Origin of the sequence: Paenarthrobacter sp. FR1 (genome assembly GCF_051106045.1) — a bacterium.
Classification (GTDB): Bacteria; Actinomycetota; Actinomycetes; order Actinomycetales; family Micrococcaceae; genus Arthrobacter; species Arthrobacter nitroguajacolicus_A.
In genome coordinates, this window is the sequence record NZ_JBPFSF010000001.1 from 43,617 (window position 1) to 64,005 (window position 20,389).

Sequence of the window (20,389 nt, forward strand, 5' to 3'; positions counted from 1 at the left end):
CGAACACTTACTAATCGGTTTGCCGGTCAGTCTTAGCCAGATCAGCTAGGGCAGCCCAGCGAGGGTCAATGACCTCGTGGTGGTGCCCCGGCTCGTCTTCCAGGCGCGCTCCGCATTCGGAGCACAGACCCTGGCAGTCTTCCCGGCACACCGGCTGGAACGGCAGCATAGTGACAACTGCGTCCCGCAACACCGGCTCAAGATCGATTAGATCGTACTCGACTCGACGTTGCTCTTCATCGTCTTCTTCGCCCGAAAGCTCAACGCCTTCGTAGAAGAAAAGTTCTTGCACATTGACCTCAAGGTCATACGCAAGGGGATCCAGGCATCGCCCGCATTCGCCTGTTACTTCGACGATTGCGGATCCGGATACCAGAATTCCTTCGTGTACGGCCTCAAGACGAAGATCCAGCTCGATGTCCGAGCCTTCCTTTACGCCAATGAGCGCCACACCAAGGTCACTTGGCGCAGGTACATGCTCGTTGAGTGTCCGCATGGTCCCTGGACTACGTCCAAGGTCCTTGACTACCAGCGCCAAGGGCGAACTTGCATCTCGCTTAATGAGAACTCCTGTAGAACATATGACCGACGTACCATCTTAGCCTGATCACGCTTGAGGACTCAAACCGACGCCGGGCGCGCGTAGATACACGGTGGGGTTTCGGCTTGGAACTCTGCATAAAGGCGCAAGGTACCTGTCAAGCCTACCCCTTACGGGACCCTTCGGTTGGCGGCTCGCCCGCGAGGAGCCTCTTCAGGACCGATTTGGGGACGAAATCGGAGATATCTCCGCCCAGGACATTGACCTCTTTGATCAAGGTGGAGGAAAGGTGCACGTAGTGCGCTTCCGCCGGAAGGAACACGGTTTCGACGCCGGTCAACTGACGGTTCATGGTGGCCATTGGCAGTTCGTAGTCAAAGTCCGACGACGAGCGGAGGCCCTTGACGATCGCCGAGACGCCGCGGTGGCGGCAGTACTCGGCAAGCAGCCCTTCACCCATAGGCTCCACGATGATGCCGCGCAGGGAGGCCAAGGTTTCGCGAGCCATCTCCATACGGTCCTCGAGGCTGAACCGGTACTTCTTGGCGTAATTGGTGGACACGGCCACGATGACTTCGTCGAACAGGCCGGCGGCCCGGGCGATGACTTCGAGATGTCCGTTGTGGATGGGGTCAAAGGATCCAGGGCATACCGCGCGTCTCATGAGTCGAACCTACCCCATAGCTTTGCCGGGATACCATGGCTCACATGTCATCCGCAGGCCGCAGCCCCTCCACTGAAACCAGCATCGCCGCACCATGGCAACGGGCGGCCCTCGGAGCCAATCTGTTGTCGCCCGACGGCGAATTGGGTGTGACCATCTTCGAGGAGATGACCACCCTGGCGATCTCCACGGGTGCCATCAACCTGGGTCAAGGGTTTCCGGATGAAGACGGCCCCGCCGAGATCAAGGCGGCCGCCCAGGACGCCATCGCGGCAGGGGCCAACCAATACGCCCCCGGCAAGGGAATCCCCGCGCTGAGGGAAGCGGTGGCCGCACACCAGCAGCGATTCTATGGACTGGCTCCTCACCCGGACACTGAAATCCTGATCACCACGGGCGCAACAGAAGCCATCGCAGCCACGCTGCTCGCCTTGGTCCAACCCGGAGACGAAGTCCTGACCTTTGAGCCCTTCTATGACTCCTATGGAGCCATCATTGGCATGGCCGGAGCCAGGCACGTTACTGCTCCCCTGCTCGCCCCGGATTTCCTGCCGGACCTTGCAGCATTGGAGGACGCCTTCAGCAACCGCACCAAGGTTGTCCTCCTGAACAATCCGCACAATCCCACCGGCGCCGTGTTCCCGGAGCACGTCCTGGCGAAGATCGTGGAACTCGCTGCAAAGTACGGCGCCGTGATCGTCAGCGACGAAGTGTATGAGCACCTGACATTCGGCGTACCGCACATCCCGATCACTTCCTTACCGGGCGCTGCCGAACGCACCATCACGATCTCTTCCGCCGGAAAGACGTTTTCCTTCACGGGCTGGAAAATCGGCTGGCTCAGCGGGCCTGAACACTTGGTTGCCGCCGTACGCACCGTGAAGCAATTCCTGACGTACAGTTCGGGCACGCCCTTCCAGAGCGCCATTGCGGTGGGGCTCGCACTTCCCGATGAGTTCTATACCGGCATCGCCCAAACCCTCCGCCACAAGCGCGATATCCTTGCCGAAGGCCTGCGTGCTGCCGGTTTCGGGGTCTATAACCCGAGGGGCACCTACTTCATCAACGTCGACACCGCGCCCCTGGGCATCCGCGACTCAGTCGACCTCGCCCGGCGGCTGCCGGGACTCGTTGGAGTGGCAGCCATCCCCGTGCCCGTCTTCTGCCACCCTGAGGGAGCCGAACGGACGCGCAGCTTGCTGCGTTTTGCCTTCTGCAAAAAGATTGATGTCCTGGAAGAAGCCGCCGCACGCCTCGCTACACTCAAGGACCGACTCTGAACCCCCCAGGCTCCGGCCACCATGCCACCCGTTTCCTCCGGACTACCGGGCAGCACGCCAGCATCGACGCGGACTCGCTCATCGAGGGGAGCTTCATCCTCAGTATTGGCGGAGCCGAGCAGTCGCACGTGAACCTGGCTGATCCTGCGGAGATCTTCTATGAGTACTTGCGAAGGATCGGGCATGTAGTGGACCTTGCGGCAGAACCGGGCAAACCCCTGAGGGCCCTGCACCTCGGGGCCGGGGCACTGACGCTTGCGCGTTACATCCAAGCCACACGTCCGGGATCGGAACAATACGCCGTTGAACTTGAACGCGAGCTCCTGGACTTCGTCCTCCACAATCTGCCCATGCCGACGGGCACCACATTGACCACGCACATCGGCGACGCCCGCGACGCCTTGACCGACCTACCGGCACAAGTGATGTTCGACGTCGTGATCCTCGATATCTTCTCCGGGCCGGAGGCTCCGGCCCACATCGCGTGCAGGGAGTTCTACGAGGAGGCGGCAGCGAGGCTGGGTCCTGATGGAGTCCTGATCGTCAACGTGGGCGATGAACCTGCGCTGACGCTCGTACGCAGCCAGGTTGCTGCGTTGCGTCAGGCGATGCCGGATGTCGCGGCCTTCGCGGAAACGGGAATGTTCGCGGGACGCTACCCGGGCAACATCATCCTGGTGGGCACCCGCACTGCGTGGCCCTCGGAGTGGACGGCTGAACTACTGGCCCGCGGCCCGCATCCGGCGGCGGTGCTGACCGGCGTGGACCTGGACCCGATCACCGGTTAGGCAGCATCAAAGACTACGCCGGTTCCGCGAACCACAGCTTGGTCTCGCCGTACTTTTTGTCAGCGAAACACTCCAAGGCCTCAGGCCATTCAGGTTCGGGGCTGCGGGAACTCCGCTCCACGACCACCACGGCGGCCTCGTCCAGGTGCGGCGCCAACTTGGCGAGGACGGCACTGAGCGCTGGCTCATCCAGGGGATAAGGCGGATCCAGGAAGACCAGGTCCCACATGTCCTGGTTGCCCGCCCGCTCCAGGAAGGACTCCACTTTGGAGCGATGAACCGACACCTTCTTAGCTGAGAGGATTTGGTTCACCATGTCGGCATTTCGCTGGCAGATATCGCTGGCCTTGGCATCGAACTCCACCAGGTCCACACTCCGGGCACCCCGGCTGGCGCTCTCGACTCCCAGGGAGCCCGATCCCGCGTAAAGGTCCAGGACCCGCGCGTCTGCGATGACTGCCAAGGATTCCAGACGGGAAAAAAGCGCTTCTTTGACCCGATCGGTAGTGGGCCGTGTAGCTGTTCCGGGGACGCTGGTCAGCGGGTTACCGCCAGCCACTCCGGCGATGATACGGCTCACAGGTAGTCGTCCTTTGTGTGCAACCGTAGATCTCTATCCGCGTTCAAGGAACGCCTCCTTTTCAGGGTTCAAGTATTCGTCTATTGCGGCAGCCAGGGCCGGCTGGTGCTCCAGGGCAGGATCCTGGGACACCAGGCCTTGGGCGTCAGTACGTGCGCGCGCGATGATGTCCTCGTGCTCCAGAACGCGAAGCAACTTGAGCGTCGAGCGTCCGCCGGACTGGGAAGCACCCAGAATGTCGCCTTCCCTGCGGAGCTTCAAGTCTTCCTGGGACAGCTCAAAACCGTCGGTGGTTGAAGCGACAGCCTCGAGCCGCCGCCGGCTGGGGTGCCCCGGCTCCAGCGTTGTTACCAGCAGGCAGGTGCCCGGCAATCCACCACGCCCCACCCGGCCACGCAACTGATGGAGCTGCGAGATTCCAAAGCGGTCGGCGTCCAGGATCACCATCAAGGTGGCGTTGTGGACATCCACTCCCACCTCGATCACGGTGGTGGAAACCAGCACCTTGGTCTGATTGGACGCGAACGAGGCCATGGTGTCGGACTTTAGTTGCGGGTCCTGACGGCCATGAAGCGGCGCCACGGGGACACCCGACAGGGACGGCTCCTGGAGGAGGTTCTCGACGACGGCAGTCACCGATGCGAGCTCCCGCGCCCCACCTTCGTCAGCGAGGTCGGCGTCGGTTGGTTCCGCTTCCCCCGGACTGAAGTCACCGTCGTCGTCCGATCCGATCTTGGGGCACACCACATAGACCTGATGGCCCGACTCGACTTCTTCGCGGGACCGCTTCCAGATACGGTCCACCCAGCCGGGATTTTCAGCGAGCCCCACCACATGCGTGGAGATGGGTGCCCGTCCGGCGGGAAGCTCGTCAAGGATGGAGGTCTCAAGGTCGCCGAAGACTGTCATTGCCACCGTGCGCGGGATAGGGGTGGCTGTCATCACCAGCAAATGAGGCGGCCGCTGGGCCTTGGCCCGGAGGGCGTCACGCTGTTCCACGCCAAAACGGTGCTGCTCGTCCACCACAATCAGGCCAAGATCCTGGAAACTCGTTTTGTCGCTGAGCAAAGCATGCGTGCCTATGACGATTCCGGCATTTCCGGAGGCTGCATCCAGCATCGCCTGCTTGCGCGCCGCGGTGGGCATGGAACCCGTCAGCAGCGTCACCTGCACGGCTTCCTGTGCGCCGTCACCGCCAAGCATGCCCGCACCACCGAACATGTGGTCCCGAGCGAGCGGCCCAAGGGTCCGGCGGATCGAATCGAAATGCTGGGCGGCCAGGACTTCGGTGGGTGCCAGGAGGGCGGCTTGTCCACCGGCATCCACTACCTGCAACATGGCGCGGAGGGCAACAATGGTCTTTCCGGAACCTACTTCTCCCTGGAGCAGCCTGTTCATGGGATTGTCCCGGCCCAGTTCCTCAGCGAGGGTCTTTCCGACGGCGGATTGGCCGGCAGTCAGAGTGAACGGCAGGTTTTGATCGAACTTGCTGAGTAACCCCCCGTTGCGCGGCCGGCGGGCAGTAGCTTCCTCGGCCGCAAGCTGGGCACGACGGCGAGCCAGGGCAGTTTGCAGGACCAGGGCTTCCTGGTAGCGGAAGCGCTGCTGGGCCTGCTGCCAATCCTTGGCAACCTCCGGTGAGTGGATCAGCCTGTAAGCTTCGGCGACGCTGAGCAGCCCGTCCCGGCGGACAATGCTGGCTGGTAGAGGATCCTCCAAGGCATCCAAGTCCAGGGTTTGGAGCAAGGCTGTGATGACTTTATGGATGGACCAACTGGTGAGCTTGGCCGTTGCCGGATAAACGGGAATGGGCATGGCGGCGAGCTTTTCGGGATCCACTGAGCCCTCAGCCTCAGGGTCCTCGTCCAGCAGCAGGAAATCCGGATTGGTCAGGCCGAGGGCTCCTCCGTAGCGGGTCACTTTGCCCGAGAACATGGCCCTGCGACCAGCGAGGAGTTCTGCTTTGGCCCGGAACCCGTTGAAGAAGCTCACCTTCAAAGTGCCGGGAACGCCGCTTCCGCCGGCCTCGTCGGTCACCACGACATCCGTGATGGAACCCCGCCGGGCCCGCATTTGGCGCGTGCTGTTGGACAGGACGCGTGCAATCAGCGTGACTTCTTCATCCAACGGGAGGTTGCTGATGGGTGTCAGTTCACCGCGGCTCAAATATCGGCGTGGGAAATAATTCAGCAAAGCTCCGGCCGTTTTGAGGCCCAGATGCTTTTCGATGACAGCTGCCGACCGCTTGCCGATCCTGCGCTCGAGGGGCAGTTCCAGCTCAGTATTCATGCCGTGACTGGCCTGTAACGCTGGGATCGTCGATACCAGGGGAAGTTCTTTCCGTGGAAGCGCCGCTGGGTACGGCCAATTGGCTGACGGCGATATCCGTGGGTTCTCCCAGCGAACGTATCAGCGCGACGGCCGGCTCCGGGTCCGGGACGTGGACATGGACACGCCAACGGTAGCTGGCTTCCACTGTGGATTCGTCATCGTCATCCTGGCTTTGGGCGCCACCCACTTGGCTCATGATCACGGAATCGCCCATCTCGTCCAGCCGTTGGCGGAGGATGGCCGCGTTCAAGGGCGACAGGCTGATGGTGCACATGACTTCCACTCCGTCGTCGGCAGGCATGTGCTCATGAATATGGGGATCCTGCAGCTTGTAGCCGTGCAGGCCATCCAGGAGTTCGTCTTGGAGTTCCTCTCCCAGGACGGCCGAGCGAAGGCAGTCAAGCACCAGCAGCATGCCCACGCCACCTGCATCCACAACGTGCGCTTCATGAAGTTGGGCGAGTTCATCCTCTGTGCGTACCACGGCTTGGTAGGCCGCTTCCACCACGGCGTCCAGCGAGAGGCCCAGCGCATGGTTGCTGTCGTCTCCGCTCTGGGCTGCGTCCACAGCCTGGGCCGCGTGCGCAGCCGCTTCCAGGACGGAGAGCATGGTTCCGGCTACTGGTTCACTCAGCGCAGACCAAGCCCGGATCTGGGCCCTGTTCAGTGCGGTGGCAAGCAGTGGGGCACTCAGGCGGGACTTGCCGGCCAACGGCTCCGCGGCAGCACACAGAAAAACGGCGAACAGGGTGCCCGAGTTACCTCGTGCTTGCTCCATGGCCGCTTGCCCGGCGCGGGACAGCAGGCCGCCTACGTCATTGCCGGTTTCGGCAGTCTCGGGCGAAGCCCCGCCCAGGGCGGCAACCGCTGCCCGAACGGTGAGGTACAGGTTGGTGCCGGTATCGCCGTCAGCGACGGGGAAAATGTTGATCGCGTTGAGGCGGTCGCTATGGTTCCCGAGGACCACCTCTGCCTTGCCGAGCCAACGCTTCATGGCGTGCGCATTCGCGGCGATCTTAGTCTGCAAAGTGATCCCATCCAACGGTGTCAGCAGCTTGCCCGGCAATCCGGACGCCGCTGCCTGGCGGCTCGACAACGGCTTGAACTGAGCCTATCGCAGTGAAGCCCTGCGGCAGCTGAATTCCTGCTGGGAAGGTGGCAAGCAGTCCGTGGTCCTCTCCCCCACCAAGCACCCACGGCATGGCGTCCACGCCCAGCCGTGCGGCCGCCGGTTCCAGCGGAAGAGCGTGAACCTTCAGTGCCACGGGATCGAAATCCAGGACCACATCGCTTGCCCCGGCAAGTCGGCCGGCATCGCGAAGCAGGCCATCGGAAATATCCAGCATCGCAGTGGCACCCACACGCGCGGCCGCAGGGCCCGCCGCCAGTGGAGGAACAGGGCGGCATTGGCTTTCCACCAAGCCCCTCAGCTCGCTGCTGAGGCTGTCCATCTGAATATCGCTTTCCAACAGGGCCCAGCCGGCCGCCGCCCGGCCCAGCGTCCCTGCCACCGCTATGGTGTCGCCGGGTTTCGCCCCGGAACGCAGCACAGGTGCCAACCCGTCAAGGGTTCCGACGACGGCGACCGTCACCGCGAGCTCACGACCCCTGCCGAGATCTCCCCCGGCTACTGAACAGTCCGGGGCGCCCAGGGCAATGATGGCCGCTGTGAGGCCGTCAGCGAACGCTTCGACCCACTCCACAGGTGTAACGGGCGGCATGGTCAGGCTGACGACAAGGGACGTAGCGCTGCCGCCCATGGCATTGATGTCACTGAGGTTCTGAGCAGCGGCTTTCCAGCCAACGTCATAGCCACTGGTCTGGTAGCCGTTGTTCCAGTCCAACCTGAAGTCCTGGTCCTGGGTCTGGGTGTCGATGGAGATCAGCGTCCGGCCATCGGGCGCTGCGATCAGGGCCGCGTCATCGCCGGGCCCCAGCAGGACGCCGGGGCTGTGGTTCAGGCGCGGAAAGATCCGGGCGAGGAGCTCGGACTCCGAAAGGTCTTGGACAGTCAACTGTTCTGCGGGCACGGCTCTACGCTATCGCGATCCACCGACAGGATAATGCCGCGTTCCATCGGCTGGGCCTTGGCGGGAATGTGACCGGGGCTACGCGAATCTGCCCGGGAGCGCATGCGGGATAGGCTGGATGGATGCACCGAAAGACCCTCCGCCGGACTGCTCTGGCCGTTTCCATGGCTGCCGCATCCGTCCTCGTATTGTCGGCTTGCTCCCCAGCTGTAGACGTCACGGCCGCGGCGGACGCCGCGAATCCTGCCTGTGCCCCCATGATGGTGGCCCTGCCGGATCAGATCGGCGACGCCGCCCTCCGCAAGACCAACAGCCAGGCGACAGCCGCCTGGGGCGATCCATCCCAGGTCATCCTCCGTTGCGGCGTTAATGTTCCCGGACCCACCACTGACCGCTGCGTGAGCGTCAATGACATCGACTGGGTCATCAAGGAAGGCGACCCCGTCTACACCTTGACGACGTTCGGCCGCGAGCCGGCGACGGAAATCCTGATCGATCCGGTCAAGCTGGAGGCGGCCAACATCAGCTCGGCGACGGTCCTCACCGAGCTTGCAGCCGCGGTGGGCAAGATCAAGGCGACCGGCAAGTGTGTAGGCCAAGAAGACCTGCAAAACCTGCCAACCACGCAATAGTGCGTTAGCGCAGGCCCGTTTTTCGGGTCAGCGCCAAGTGGATCAGTTCATCGATCAGATCACCGTAAGCCAGTCCCGAGGCCGCCCACATCTGCGGGTACATGCTCTTGGGCGTGAAGCCAGGCATGGTGTTGATTTCGTTGATCACCAGGTCGCCGGCAGGCGTGTAGAAGAAGTCCACGCGGCTCAGGCCTTCTGCTCCCACGGCGTCGAAGGCCACAGCAGCCAGTTCCCGCACCCGGGCTATTGCTTCATCCGGCATGTCAGCCGGACAGCTCAATGCTGCGGCACCATCTTCCACGTACTTGGCGGCGAAATCATAGAACTGGTGCTCACCGGCCGCTACCGCGATTTCACCGGGCATTGAGGTGCGTGGTGCGTCTGTGCCACGCCCCTGAAGGACGGCACACTCAATCTCGCGGCCCACGATGCCCGCCTCGATGACCAGCTTGAGGTCATGGCGCCGGGCTTCCTCGATGGCAGCGTCCAGCCCTTCCAGCGAGTCCACCTTGGAAATTCCCATGGATGAACCGGCACGGGCCGGCTTGACGAACACCGGAAAGCCAAGCTTGTCCACACGCTTCCGGACGGCCTCGGCGTCAGTAACCCATTCGCGGTCCGTCACAGCGATGTACGGGCCAACGCTCAGTCCAGCGGATTCGAAGACTACCTTCATGAAGTGCTTGTCCATGCCGACTGCAGAGGCCAGCACTCCGGCGCCCACATATCGGGTGTCGGACAATTCGAGGAGGCCCTGAATGGTTCCGTCCTCGCCCCACGGCCCATGCAGCAGCGGGAAGACCACGTCCACGGAACCGAGTTCCTGGGGAACGGCGTTGGGCTCGGTGACGATCAATTGGTGTTCGCCACCCACCTCCGCCAGGGTGACGGTCCTGCCCGACGGCGCAACTTCAGGAAGCGCCGCAGAGCTCAAGGACCACTGGCTGGTGTCGCCCGAGGCCAAAACCCACTGCCCCGACTTGGCGATGCCAATGGGAATCACCTCGTACTTGTTCTTGTCGATGGCCCCCATGACGCCGGCCGCGGTGACACAGCTGACGGCGTGTTCACTGGAACGCCCGCCAAAGAGGATCGCAACCCGGGGACGGCTGCCTGCAACAGGAGTAGTTTCTTCAGTCACTATCAGTAGTCGCCTTCGGACTTCAGTGCCCGGGCCAGTAGTCGTGGCCCCAGGTCATCAACGGACATTCTGCCTTCAAGCACCGCAACAACGGCTGCTGTGATGGGCATTTCAACATTCAACTTGCCAGCGAGCTCATGCACGGCAGGGCCGGACTTGATGCCCTCGGCGGTCTGGGTCATGTTTTCGGCCACTTGTTCCAGGGTGAGTCCCTCGCCGAGCAACCGGCCCGCAGTGTGGTTTCGCGAGAGGGCGGAGGAGCAGGTGGCCACGAGGTCGCCGAGGCCAGCCAGGCCGGCCATGGTGTGGGCCTCCCCGCCGAGTGCCAAGGCCAGGCGCGAGGTCTCGGCGAGCCCACGGGTAATCACTGAGGCCTTGGTGTTGTCCCCCATCTGGCGGCCTTCACAGATACCCACGGCAAGCGCGATCACGTTCTTGACGATCCCACCGATCTCCACCCCCACAACGTCGGTGCTGGTGTAAGGACGGAAATAGGGGGCAGTGCAGCACAGGGCTATGGCAGCCGCCGTGTCTGCATCGCTGCAGGCTACCACCGACGCCGTCGGTTGCTCCCGCGCAATTTCCATCGCGAGGTTGGGCCCGGACACAACGGCCACACGTGATTCAGGAAGACCCAGTTCCTGGGCGATGACTTCGCTCATCCTGGCGTCGGTGCCCAACTCAAGGCCCTTCATCAGGGACACCACCACAGCATCGGGTGCGAGCAAGGTTTTCCATTCACCCAGCTGCGGCCTCAAGGATTGGGCCGGCACGGCGAGGACCACCAAGCCGGCGTCCCTCAGCACCTCCGCCACGTCCATCGATGCCGTAACGGATACCGGAAGTTCGATGTCTTTCAAATATTGCTCATTGCGGTGCATGGAGTTGATCTGCTCCACGACTTCTGCGCGCCGTCCCCAGATCCGGATGCTGCGTTCGGCGCCGGAAGCTGCCGCCGCGTCGGCGAGGATCTTGGCAAAAGTAGTGCCCCACGATCCTGCTCCGAGGACAGCTACGGTCGCAGGAACAAAGCCTGGGTTTTCGAGCACCGTCACTTGCCGTCCTCCGGTTGCTGCGCATCAGGGGATGTCCCGTCAACGAAGCGGCCGTGCTTGGACTGTTTGTGCACGGCCGGGTCCCAGCGCTCAGCCGGTGCAGCTTCACCGCGAAGTGTCGCCAAGAGGTCTGTGATGGCGTCCATGATCACGTCCGTGGCCTCAGTCAACGTCGCCCGGTCCAGGGGTCGGTCAGCGAAGGCACTCAGGTCCACGGGCTCCCCGACAAGGACCCGGACCGTCTTACGCGGAAACACATGGAAGCGCTTGGCATACCGCGGGAAGACTTCATGCGCGCCCCAATGGGCCACAGGGACCACTGGCGCGCCCGTCTGCAGGGCCAGGCGGGCAGCTCCCGTGTGGCCTTTCATGGGCCAGAGGTCGGGATCCCTGGTGAGGGTTCCCTCCGGGTAGATGATGATGGCGCCACCGGCGTCCACCACCTCCTTGGCCACTTGCAGCGAGCGGTTCGCTCCCGCCGTCGAGCGTTCCACCGGAATCTGCTTGGTTGCGCGCAGCAGGGCTCCCAGGACGGGGACCTTGAAAAGACCCGCCTTCGCGAGGAAGTGCGGTGGCCGCTTCTGGTTGTACACCATGTGGCCTACCACCACAGGATCGATCTCTGTGCAGTGGTTGGGCACTGCGATGAAGCCACCGGCTGGAAGCTTCTCGATGCCCTCCCATTTCTTGTTCATCAGGAGGTTCATGAGTGGGCGCGCGAGGCCCGCCAACAGCACGAACGTGGCACGGCTCTTGGCCGATTCCTTCAAAGGATCCCCCGCTACTTGGTGGTGGTGATGTCGAAGTCGGCGCCCAGGCCGGCCAGCTTCTCGGTAAAGCGCTCATAGCCGCGGTTAATGATGTCGATGCCGGTGACACGCGACGTACCAGTGGCTGCCAGCGCCGCGATGAGGTGGCTGAAACCACCGCGGAGATCAGGGATATCGATGTCGGTACCCCGGAGCGGAGTTGGCCCCGAAATCACGGCGGAGTGCAGGAAGTTCCGCTGCCCGAAACGGCAAGGCACGCTGCCCAAGCACTCGCGGTGGACCTGGATGTTCGCGCCCATCCGTGCCAGGGCCTCGGTAAATCCAAAGCGGTTCTCGTACACGGTCTCGTGGACGATCGACACGCCTTCGGCCTGGGTCAGGGCGACCACCAGGGGCTGCTGCCAGTCCGTCATGAAGCCCGGGTGCACGTCCGTCTCCAGAACCAACGGGGAAAGCTTGCCGCCCTGGTGGTAGAAACGGATGCCGTCGTCGCCGATGTCCATGCCGCCGCCCACCTTGCGGTAGGTATTCAGGAACGTCATCATGTCGCGCTGGGAAGCGCCTTCAACAAAGATATCGCCACGGGTAACCAGCGCAGCAGATGCCCAGGAGGCGGACTCGTTGCGGTCCGGAAGCGCGCGGTGGTTGTATCCGCGAAGGTCCTTGACGCCCTCGATCCGGATGGTGCGGTCGGTTTGGACGCTGATGATGGCGCCCATTTTCTGCAGGACCGCGATGAGGTCAATGATCTCGGGCTCGGTTGCTGCCCCAATGAGTTCCGTGATGCCCTCGGCGCGGGTTGCGCTGAGCAGGACCTGCTCGGTGGCACCAACCGACGGGTATGGAAGGGAGATCTTGGCGCCATGCAGGCCGTGCGGTGCGGAGATGTGAATGCCACCAGGGCGCTTCTCCACCACTGCGCCAAACTGGCGAAGGACATTCAGGTGGTAGTCAATGGGCCTGTCACCGATCTTGCAGCCGCCGAGATCGGGGATGAAGGCCTCGCCGATGGCGTGAATCAGGGGTCCACACAGCAGGATGGGAATCCGCGAATCGCCTGCATGCGCATCAATTGCCGTGCTGGAGGCGGTCTTCGCATCCTTGGGGTCCAAGGTGAGGTCACCTGTGACAGGGTCTTTCGCGACAGTCACACCATGGAGCTGCAGAAGGCTGGTGACAACCTCTACATCCTTGATTTCCGGCACGTTCCTCAGCACCGATGGTTCGCTGCCCAGCAACGCCGCCACCATGGCTTTGGGCACCAGGTTCTTGGCACCGCGAACGGTCACTCGTCCCGTCAACGGGACGCCACCGCGGATTGTCAGAACACTACTCATCTATACCGGTTTCCTCACGACTACTCGCCCCCCAAACTTACAAAGGCTCCAGCTAAGCATAGAAGCTCGTGTTACCGAACCGAAATGGACCCGCCCCGCGCCGCACGGATCCGGCCCCCACCAAACTCCTGCGAAAAAGGACCGCCGGACCCTTTCAGGGGGTCCGACGGTCCTCTGTCAGCGCAAGTCCGGAGGAGCTACCGGGCATCTACTTTCGCCGGGAGAGTCTTCGGTTTGAAGGACGGACGGGTGGCTTCGTAAGCGGTGATGTCTTCCTCATGCTGGAGGGTCAGTCCGATGTCATCGAGGCCCTCCAGCAGGCGCCAGCGCGTGTAGTCGTCGATATCGAAGGGCGCCACGACATTGCCGCATTCCACGGTCTTGCTGACCAGGTCAACCTTCACCTCGGTGCCCGGAGCGTTTTCCAGGACCTTCCAGATCAGTTCAATGTCATCCTGTGCCACTTGGGCGGCGAGGAGTCCCTGCTTGCCTGAGTTGCCACGAAAGATATCGGCGAACCGGGAAGAGAGAACGGCTTTGAATCCGTAGTCCTTCAGGGCCCAAACGGCGTGCTCGCGGGATGATCCCGTGCCGAAGTCAGGGCCGGCAACCAGCACGGAGCCTGCATTGAACGGTGCCTGGTTGAGGATGAACGACTCGTCCTTGCGCCACGCTGCGAACAGGGCGTCTTCGAAGCCGGTGCGCGTAATGCGCTTGAGGTAGACCGCGGGGATGATCTGGTCCGTGTCCACATTGCTTTGGCGCAGCGGGACGCCGATGCCGGTGTGGGTAGTGAATGCTTCCATGGGATCCTCCTAGACTGCGATTCCGGTCAGTGTGCCTGCAGGCGCGGACTCAAGGTCCGACGGCGAGCTCAGCGTGCCGCGGACGGCTGTGGCTGCTGCCACCACGGGTGAGACCAGGTGCGTGCGGCCGCCTTTGCCCTGGCGACCCTCAAAGTTGCGGTTGGACGTCGAAGCGCAGCGCTCCCCCGGTTCCAACTGGTCCGGGTTCATGCCCAAGCACATGGAGCACCCGGCAAAGCGCCATTCGGCACCGAATTCCTTAAAGACCTTGTCCAGGCCCTCTGCCTCGGCCTCCAGGCGGACGCGCGCCGAGCCCGGAACTACCAGCATGCGCACGTTTGGATCCTTGGCACGTCCGCGAATGATGTCGGCAGCGGCGCGGAGGTCCTCGATGCGGGAGTTGGTGCAGGACCCCAGGAACACGGTGTCCACGCGGATGTCCTTCATGGGCGTGCCGGCCTCGAGCCCCATGTACTGCAGGGCACGCTCTGCGGCAGCCTTGGCGTTCTCGTCACCGAAGTCCTCGGGGGAAGGAACCTTGGCAGAGAGGGAAACACCCTGGCCGGGGTTGGTACCCCAGGTCACGAAGGGTTCCAGCGCGTCAGCGTCCAGGTCCACCTCGACATCGAAAGTTGCGTCGGCGTCCGTGTGGAGGGTGTTCCAGTACTCGACGGCGGCATCCCAGTCGGCGCCTTCCGGCGCGTGCGGGCGGCCCTCCATGTAGTCGTAGGTGATCTGGTCCGGAGCCACCATGCCGGCACGGGCGCCGGCCTCGATGGACATGTTGCAGATGGTCATGCGGGCGTCCATGGACAAAGCTCGGATGGCAGAGCCGCGGTACTCCAGGACGTAACCTTGGCCACCACCGGTGCCGATCTTGGCGATGACTGCCAGGATGATGTCCTTGGCTGTGACGCCGGGACGCAGGGTGCCTTCGACGTTGATGGCCATGGTCTTGAACGGTTTCAGGGACAAGGTCTGGGTGGCCATGACATGTTCCACTTCCGAGGTACCGATGCCCATGGCCAAGGCACCAAAGGCGCCGTGAGTGGAAGTGTGCGAGTCGCCGCAGACCACGGTCATGCCCGGTTGGGTGAGGCCCAACTGCGGGCCCACGACGTGTACGATGCCTTGTTCCTTGTCGCCGAGCGAGTGCAGGCGGACACCGAATTCCTTGCAGTTGGCGCGCAGGGTTTCAATCTGGGTGCGGCTGGTGAGATCGGCAATGGGCTTGTCGATGTCCAGCGTAGGAGTGTTGTGGTCCTCCGTCGCGATGGTGAGGTCCACACGGCGCAATGGCCGGCCGGCCAGGCGCAGGCCTTCGAATGCCTGCGGAGACGTCACTTCGTGGACGAGGTGCAGGTCGATGAAGAGAAGGTCTGGCTGGGCATTGGCTCCTTCGCCTTCACCCTTGCGCACTACGTGCGCGTCCCAGACTTTCTCGGCCAGTGTCTTTCCCACGGCCTTGCTCCCTTCACTGCGGTTGGATGTTCTTCATCCACTGAACTGTTCTTCTTCCACTGAACCAGCACGGCTGCGAAATAGGCCAGTGAAACAACTTGCATCTCAGATATTGAGACGGCAATATCATTACATGGACAATTCTAGTGGAGTCGGTGTCATTGATAAAGCGGCTCAAGTACTCGATGCACTTGAGGCCGGGCCCACCACGCTCGCGCAACTCGTAGCGGCCACGGGCCTTGCCCGGCCTACGGTTCACCGGCTCGCGCTGGCACTGGTTCACCACCGCCTGGTAAGCCGCGACATCCAAGGACGTTTCGTCCTGGGCAGCCGCCTGGTGGAACTGGCTTCGGCCGCCGGAGAGGACCGACTCATCGCTTCGGCCGGTCCGGTCCTGATCCAACTGCGCGACGCCACCGGCGAAAGCGCCCAGATTTTCCGGCGCCAGGGTGACTGGCGCGTGTGCGTTGCCTCCGCTGAGCGCCCCATCGGCCTTCGGGACACCATTCCCGTCGGCACCCAGCTGTCCATGAAGGCCGGCTCCGCCGCCCAAGTACTGCTGGCATGGGAAGACCATGACCGCCTCCTTGAGGGGCTGCAAAACGCCCGCTTTACCCCCACCGTCCTGGCAGGAGTACGACGCCGGGGCTGGGGTCAGAGCCTCGGCGAACGCGAACCCGGGGTCGCCTCGGTTTCGGCCCCCGTGCGTGGACCCTCCGGAAGGGTCATTGCCGCGGTATCGATTTCCGGTCCTATTGAACGACTCACCCGCCAGCCGGGCAGGCTGCACGCCGAAGTGGTCTGTAACGCCGCCCGGGTACTGACCGAGGCACTCCGGAAGAACAACGACTAGCCATGGAAAGCTACGCCGTCTTCCTGCGCGGCATCAACGTGGGCGGCATCAACATCAAGATGGCCGACCTCAGGACCGCGCTCGGGGACTACCCGTTTGCCAAGGTCAAGACCCTGCTGGCCAGCGGAAACGTGGTGCTGCAAAGCGATCTCAGCGCCAAGGACGTCAAAGCACAGTTCGAGAAGTGCCTGCGGGACACGTTTGGATATGACGCCTGGGTGGTGGTGCTGTCGGCATCCAGGGTGGCCGAACTCGTCGAAGCCTGCCCGTACCCCGCCGATGACACATCCACCCACAGTTACATTACTTTGGCCTCCGATACCGCCATGCTTGATGAGCTTTTTGAAGCAGGCGAAGCCCTGGGTGGCGTGGAGCAGGTGCGGCTTGGCCCGGAAGCCTCTGCGTGGCTGGCCCCCGCCGGAGGAACCCTGGACAGCCCGTTCAGCAAGCTCTCGGCCAAGGCACGCTACAAGGCCCACACCACCACCAGGAACCTGCGCACGCTCATCAAGGTCAGGGACGCTGCAGCGGCTCTCGAGGTTTAGCGCGCGGCTTTCAAGGCGGCGTTGAATGCCTTCAATCGCATAACTTCCACGTCAACGGGCTCCACGATCCTCTGCTCTGCAACCACGGCCACGGCCGCTTTCAACCGCTTCCCTGCCCCTGACGCGCGAACGCGGGCTGCCCAGCTTCCGAGGATGCGCCCCGTGATGGCCAGGACGATCCCCAACAACACTCCCCCGGCTACCATCAACGTAGGCCAAGGCCACCCCTCCGTCCGCGGAACCTCCGGAACGGGCATCTGGAAATAGCCCAGCGCGGCCAGGACTCCCAGCCAGCCAAGCCCACCCACGGCCAGCAAAAGAGCGAGCCACTGCACGGTATTGAAGAGCACCCACCACAGGGGTCGCTTACTTGCCTTCAGGTCGGTTCCGGCAATGGCCTGATCCAGCGCATCAGGCAGCTGTTCGCGGCCGTCCCTTGCGGCTCCACGGATGGCTGCCCGCCACGGACCAGGAGCACCTGCGGATGCGTCGTCCGCAAAATCCCGGACAGCGGCATCCGTCCGAGCACGCTCAGGCGCGCCCGCAGGAGGCAAGGAGGTCCGGCTCAGCTCGGGCCTGGTGTCGTCCCTGCCCAAGTTGAGTCGACGCAGCGGGTCCGGCCGGAAGCGCAACAACCAACGGGTAACGGGCCAGCCCGTCCTGCGGGCCGACTCCCTTTTGAAGGACCGCTCGACCGCGTCCACCACCACGGGTACGTTCGCCGCCGTCGCCAACTCGGACGCGAGGCGGGCTTTGGCACTTCCTTTGATGCCCCTGGCCTCCCCTTCGCCGGAGACCTGGGCGAGTTCAGCGGCCGCTTTCGCAACGTCTGCGGCCAGCCGCTGTGTTGTTGCCTCCCGCTGGACCACGACGTTCCTGATGGCCCCGCGGACGGTTGGAACGCCGTCGCCTGTTAGTGCTGATGCACTGAGCACCCGAACCTTGCCCAGGCCGTCGCGCGCCAGGATCGCTTCCAATGACTCCATGACCGCCGAGGCATCGGCGGCGGTGAGCTTATCCACCTGGTTCAGGACCACCAAGGTGACCGCACCATGGGAGGCCATGGGCCGCAGGAACTCATTGTGCACCGCGGCGTCGGCATACTTCTGAGGATCCAAAACCCACACCAAGACATCCACCATGCCCACCATTCGTTGCACGATCTCCCGGTTTTCGACCCTGGTGGAATCGAAGTCCGGAAGGTCAAGGAGCACCAGTCCGGTGGCATCATCGGCCATTCCTTGGACCGGCGGCAATATGTGCCGCTCCTTCACGTCCAACCAGTCGAGCAGCGGCCCGCTGCCGTCTTCGCCCCAGATGCCCGCCAAAGGCTGCGAGGTGGTGGGGCGGCGGGCAGCAACCGTGGCCAGCTCGCTGCCGGATACCGCGTTGAACAAGGAAGACTTGCCACTGCCCGTAGCCCCAAAGAAGCCCACTACGGTGTGGCCGGCCGACAACGAACGCCGGGACGCCGCTCGTTCGAGAACGTCATAGACGGATTGCAGTTCCTGGTCCGGAAGAACGCCCTCGGCGAGCTCTCGGGCGGTGTTGAGTGCTTCGAGCCGGCGCTGCAACTGGGACGACTCACGCACCTGGCTGTGGCGGCTCATGCGGCCCCCGCCAGACGGCGGAGGGCCTTGGCGTGCCGGGAAAGATCATTGCCGGAGCCTGGATAGGCTGCTTCAAGGCGGCTGAGGAATCGTTGCCCCTCGTCATCCAGGAGCCGTTGGCACTGCGTGTGCAGGTCATCCCTGGCTTGCTGGGCGAGGCGGCGGACAGCATCCTCGCCAAACACCGCCTCCAACAGCTTCTGGCCGACCACGGCTGTTCCGCCCGCGATCCCGATCTCCAAGCCGCTCAGACCGGCCGTCATGGAGAACACCACCACCATGAGCGCAGCACCAAGCCCGTTAACGCCGAAGGAGAGCCATCGGGCTTGGGTCCGTTTACCCTGACCCTGCGTGCGGATCATCTCCATAAGCCCTTCCTGCCAGGAGCGGATGGCCGAAGCGGCCTTGGCATCGAAACCTTCGCTTGTCCCGGAGAGGTCATCGGGGCCAAGGAGATGGCGGCCCGCAGTGTCCGAGCGCCAGCGCCTGTCCACGTTCTCCGCTGCGTTGGCGGCTTCGTCCAGGATCACAGCTTGCAGGCCGGTCTCTATGGCTGTCTCGACCTTCACCGCCGGAGCAGGCTCACCGCGGAAGAAGGCACCCACCCGGTCCCGCATGCGGCCAATGTTCTGCTCCACGGCCCGGAAGAACTCCCCCGTTCCCACGAAATCCTGCCACCGCGCCAGGACCTCTCCTCGAAGCAACGCTCCGTCCTTGGTGGCCTCGAGGATACGCGAGAGCGCGTGTTCGTACTCGGCAACGCAGACTGACTGGAGATCCAGCGCCGCGGCGTCCTGCGCCTCCGCTGCAGCGGCGATGCCCTCCAGACGGACGCTGACAGCGTTGACGGCGCCATTGAGCGTCCGACGTGCGACCTCTGCCCGCCCCGCTGCGTTCTCAGCCAAGGCTGCCAGCCACTGACGCAAAGGGTCCGCGGATTCTGCCGGCAGCATTCCCAGGCCGTCCAGAGCGCTCTCCGGCACCACGAAGAGCTTCGCTTCCCCGAGGCCCTGCCGGTCAAGCATCGCCTGCAGGTCGGTTCGCACCTCGTCCTCGGCGGCGGGCGGCACGCGGTCCAGCACCACGGCAACAGTGATATCCCGCGAAGCCGCGTCCAGGAGCAAGCGCCAGGGAACGGCGTCGGCGTACCGATTTGCGGTGGTGACGAATATCCACAAGTCCGCAGCGGCCAGAAGTTGTCCGGCGAGCCTGCGGTTGTCGTCGGAAATCGAGTCGACGTCGGGGGCATCAAGAAGGGCGATGCCCTGGGGTACGCGCTCATGCCCCACCAACACCAAGGAGGTGATCGCCTGGGCATCCGGGGCGGCACCTGCCTGGTTGGCGGGCACAGGGGTCGCTGATACGGTCCCGCGAATCCGCTCCAGGCTTGGCAGGATGCGATTGCCCGCGAACCACCCCGCGTCCTGGGGATGGTGCAGGAGGATCGGTTGGCGCGTCGTGGGCCTGATGGCACCCGCTCGAGTCACCGGATAGCCGACCAGCGCGTTGACCAGCGTCGACTTACCGGCTCCGGTTGAACCGCCGACGACGGCAAGCAGCGGAGCGTCCAGGCTGCGATACCGGGGTATTACGTAATCGTCCAGCTGCGCGAGGGAATCGCGGATCCACTGGCGGGCTTCCTGGACGTCCGGTACGGCGAGCGGAAGCGTGGTGGCCGCAAGTTCCAGACGGGCAGCTTCCAAGGTTTCGACGGCGGCTGCCGCGGCCGGTGGCACGGGAGGCTTTACGGGATTTGACCCGTCAGCTGTCCGGTCATTGTTTGCAGTCACAGCATCATCATGCCAGCCGGTTCCCGGTCTCGAGTGTCGGGAGGTGCAAAGGGCAAAAAGAAATCCCCCGGAACCTGGGTTCCGGGGGATTTATCTGTGACCCCAGCGGGATTCGAACCCGCGTTACCGCCGTGAGAGGGCGGCGTACTAGGCCGCTATACGATGGGGCCTTGCA

General features: G+C 63.5%; 19 protein-coding genes and 1 tRNA gene. 5 read left to right on the forward strand and 15 right to left on the reverse strand.

Features of this window, described 5'->3' with window-relative positions; translation table 11 throughout:
- Positions 1–10: 10 nt before the first annotated feature.
- Both ACR30Z_RS00200 and coaD read right to left on the reverse strand, forming a co-directional pair.
- Positions 11–538 carry a YceD family protein gene (locus ACR30Z_RS00200; RefSeq protein ID WP_144649578.1) on the reverse strand — a complete coding sequence of 176 codons (528 nt, stop codon included), beginning with the start codon at positions 536–538 and terminating at the stop codon, positions 11–13.
- A 166-nt stretch (positions 539–704) separates the two neighbouring features.
- Positions 705–1,205: a pantetheine-phosphate adenylyltransferase gene (gene coaD, locus ACR30Z_RS00205; RefSeq protein WP_144649580.1), complete on the reverse strand. Its 501-nt coding sequence runs from the start codon at positions 1,203–1,205 to the stop codon at positions 705–707.
- A 35-nt stretch (positions 1,206–1,240) separates the two neighbouring features.
- Between coaD and ACR30Z_RS00210 the strand changes: the two genes are divergently transcribed.
- Both ACR30Z_RS00210 and ACR30Z_RS00215 read left to right on the forward strand, forming a co-directional pair.
- A complete protein-coding gene (locus tag ACR30Z_RS00210; RefSeq protein ID WP_144649582.1) occupies positions 1,241–2,485 on the forward strand; it encodes an aminotransferase class I/II-fold pyridoxal phosphate-dependent enzyme in 1,245 nt (414 codons plus the stop codon).
- Between the two features lie 128 nt (positions 2,486–2,613).
- The gene (locus ACR30Z_RS00215; RefSeq protein WP_434370886.1) at positions 2,614–3,273 is read left to right on the forward strand and encodes a spermidine synthase; all 660 of its coding nucleotides are present in this window, start codon (positions 2,614–2,616) and stop codon (positions 3,271–3,273) included.
- A gap of 13 nt (positions 3,274–3,286) precedes the next feature.
- Here ACR30Z_RS00215 and rsmD read toward each other — a convergent pair whose 3' ends face one another.
- From rsmD to ACR30Z_RS00235, 4 genes are read right to left on the reverse strand one after another with little or no spacing between them, the layout of a single operon-like run.
- The gene (rsmD, locus tag ACR30Z_RS00220) at positions 3,287–3,853 is read right to left on the reverse strand and encodes a 16S rRNA (guanine(966)-N(2))-methyltransferase RsmD (RefSeq protein WP_434370888.1); all 567 of its coding nucleotides are present in this window, start codon (positions 3,851–3,853) and stop codon (positions 3,287–3,289) included.
- A 33-nt stretch (positions 3,854–3,886) separates the two neighbouring features.
- A complete protein-coding gene (locus ACR30Z_RS00225; RefSeq protein WP_144649587.1) occupies positions 3,887–6,142 on the reverse strand; it encodes an ATP-dependent DNA helicase RecG in 2,256 nt (751 codons plus the stop codon).
- Positions 6,132–7,178, reverse strand: coding sequence for a DAK2 domain-containing protein (locus ACR30Z_RS00230; RefSeq protein WP_144650026.1), 1,047 nt, complete (start codon positions 7,176–7,178; stop codon positions 6,132–6,134). Before ACR30Z_RS00230 ends, ACR30Z_RS00225 begins: the two co-directional genes overlap by 11 nt.
- Positions 7,179–7,200: 22 nt before the next feature.
- Positions 7,201–8,214 carry a thiamine-phosphate kinase gene (locus ACR30Z_RS00235; RefSeq protein ID WP_434370889.1) on the reverse strand — a complete coding sequence of 338 codons (1,014 nt, stop codon included), beginning with the start codon at positions 8,212–8,214 and terminating at the stop codon, positions 7,201–7,203.
- A gap of 122 nt (positions 8,215–8,336) precedes the next feature.
- Between ACR30Z_RS00235 and ACR30Z_RS00240 the strand changes: the two genes are divergently transcribed.
- Positions 8,337–8,846 (forward strand): DUF3515 family protein, encoded by a 510-nt coding sequence (locus tag ACR30Z_RS00240; protein ID WP_144649591.1) that lies wholly within the window; start codon positions 8,337–8,339, stop codon positions 8,844–8,846.
- A 4-nt stretch (positions 8,847–8,850) separates the two neighbouring features.
- Here ACR30Z_RS00240 and ACR30Z_RS00245 read toward each other — a convergent pair whose 3' ends face one another.
- The 6 genes from ACR30Z_RS00245 to leuC all read right to left on the reverse strand — a co-directional run bounded on the left by ACR30Z_RS00245 (position 8,851) and on the right by leuC (position 15,416).
- Positions 8,851–9,990 (reverse strand): D-alanine--D-alanine ligase family protein, encoded by a 1,140-nt coding sequence (locus ACR30Z_RS00245; protein WP_144649593.1) that lies wholly within the window; start codon positions 9,988–9,990, stop codon positions 8,851–8,853.
- Complete coding sequence (locus ACR30Z_RS00250) at positions 9,990–11,042, reverse strand: NAD(P)H-dependent glycerol-3-phosphate dehydrogenase (RefSeq protein ID WP_434370891.1); 1,053 nt, start codon at positions 11,040–11,042, stop codon at positions 9,990–9,992. Before ACR30Z_RS00250 ends, ACR30Z_RS00245 begins: the two co-directional genes overlap by 1 nt.
- Positions 11,039–11,812, reverse strand: coding sequence for a lysophospholipid acyltransferase family protein (locus ACR30Z_RS00255; RefSeq protein ID WP_144649597.1), 774 nt, complete (start codon positions 11,810–11,812; stop codon positions 11,039–11,041). The genes ACR30Z_RS00250 and ACR30Z_RS00255 overlap by 4 nt, the downstream gene beginning before the upstream one ends.
- Before the next feature lie 11 nt (positions 11,813–11,823).
- A complete protein-coding gene (murA, locus tag ACR30Z_RS00260; protein WP_144649599.1) occupies positions 11,824–13,149 on the reverse strand; it encodes a UDP-N-acetylglucosamine 1-carboxyvinyltransferase in 1,326 nt (441 codons plus the stop codon).
- Between the two features lie 197 nt (positions 13,150–13,346).
- Positions 13,347–13,955, reverse strand: a complete 609-nt coding sequence (leuD, locus tag ACR30Z_RS00265) for a 3-isopropylmalate dehydratase small subunit (RefSeq protein ID WP_434370893.1) — start codon at positions 13,953–13,955, stop codon at positions 13,347–13,349.
- Between the two features lie 9 nt (positions 13,956–13,964).
- A complete protein-coding gene (gene leuC / locus ACR30Z_RS00270; RefSeq protein ID WP_144649603.1) occupies positions 13,965–15,416 on the reverse strand; it encodes a 3-isopropylmalate dehydratase large subunit in 1,452 nt (483 codons plus the stop codon).
- Between the two features lie 133 nt (positions 15,417–15,549).
- Between leuC and ACR30Z_RS00275 the strand changes: the two genes are divergently transcribed.
- Entirely contained in the window at positions 15,550–16,269 is a 720-nt protein-coding gene (locus ACR30Z_RS00275; RefSeq protein WP_014922101.1) for an IclR family transcriptional regulator, read from the forward strand.
- Positions 16,270–16,271: 2 nt separating this feature from the next.
- Positions 16,272–16,814 carry a DUF1697 domain-containing protein gene (locus ACR30Z_RS00280; RefSeq protein WP_434370894.1) on the forward strand — a complete coding sequence of 181 codons (543 nt, stop codon included), beginning with the start codon at positions 16,272–16,274 and terminating at the stop codon, positions 16,812–16,814.
- Here ACR30Z_RS00280 and ACR30Z_RS00285 read toward each other — a convergent pair.
- From ACR30Z_RS00285 to ACR30Z_RS00295, 3 genes are all read right to left on the reverse strand, one after another.
- Positions 16,811–18,424, reverse strand: a complete 1,614-nt coding sequence (locus ACR30Z_RS00285) for a GTPase (protein ID WP_434370896.1) — start codon at positions 18,422–18,424, stop codon at positions 16,811–16,813. The two genes, ACR30Z_RS00280 and ACR30Z_RS00285, sit on opposite strands and share 4 nt — an antisense overlap.
- The gene (locus ACR30Z_RS00290) at positions 18,421–20,214 is read right to left on the reverse strand and encodes a dynamin family protein (protein WP_434370898.1); all 1,794 of its coding nucleotides are present in this window, start codon (positions 20,212–20,214) and stop codon (positions 18,421–18,423) included. Before ACR30Z_RS00290 ends, ACR30Z_RS00285 begins: the two co-directional genes overlap by 4 nt.
- Before the next feature lie 97 nt (positions 20,215–20,311).
- A tRNA-Glu gene (locus ACR30Z_RS00295) sits at positions 20,312–20,384 on the reverse strand.
- Positions 20,385–20,389: the final 5 nt, after the last annotated feature.

What these genes read in the sequence shown, in the direction of transcription:
- coaD (WP_144649580.1), bottom strand. Translation starts at nt 1,205, where the DNA reads ATGAGACGCGCGGTATGCCCTGGATCCTTTGACCCCATCCACAACGGA.
- ACR30Z_RS00210 (WP_144649582.1), top strand. Translation starts at nt 1,241, where the DNA reads ATGGCTCACATGTCATCCGCAGGCCGCAGCCCCTCCACTGAAACCAGC.
- ACR30Z_RS00225 (WP_144649587.1), bottom strand. Translation starts at nt 6,142, where the DNA reads ATGAATACTGAGCTGGAACTGCCCCTCGAGCGCAGGATCGGCAAGCGG.
- ACR30Z_RS00230 (WP_144650026.1), bottom strand. Translation starts at nt 7,178, where the DNA reads ATGAAGCGTTGGCTCGGCAAGGCAGAGGTGGTCCTCGGGAACCATAGC.
- ACR30Z_RS00240 (WP_144649591.1), top strand. Translation starts at nt 8,337, where the DNA reads ATGCACCGAAAGACCCTCCGCCGGACTGCTCTGGCCGTTTCCATGGCT.
- murA (WP_144649599.1), bottom strand. Translation starts at nt 13,149, where the DNA reads ATGAGTAGTGTTCTGACAATCCGCGGTGGCGTCCCGTTGACGGGACGA.
- leuD (WP_434370893.1), bottom strand. Translation starts at nt 13,955, where the DNA reads ATGGAAGCATTCACTACCCACACCGGCATCGGCGTCCCGCTGCGCCAA.
- ACR30Z_RS00275 (WP_014922101.1), top strand. Translation starts at nt 15,550, where the DNA reads ATGGACAATTCTAGTGGAGTCGGTGTCATTGATAAAGCGGCTCAAGTA.
- ACR30Z_RS00280 (WP_434370894.1), top strand. Translation starts at nt 16,272, where the DNA reads ATGGAAAGCTACGCCGTCTTCCTGCGCGGCATCAACGTGGGCGGCATC.
- ACR30Z_RS00285 (WP_434370896.1), bottom strand. Translation starts at nt 18,424, where the DNA reads ATGAGCCGCCACAGCCAGGTGCGTGAGTCGTCCCAGTTGCAGCGCCGG.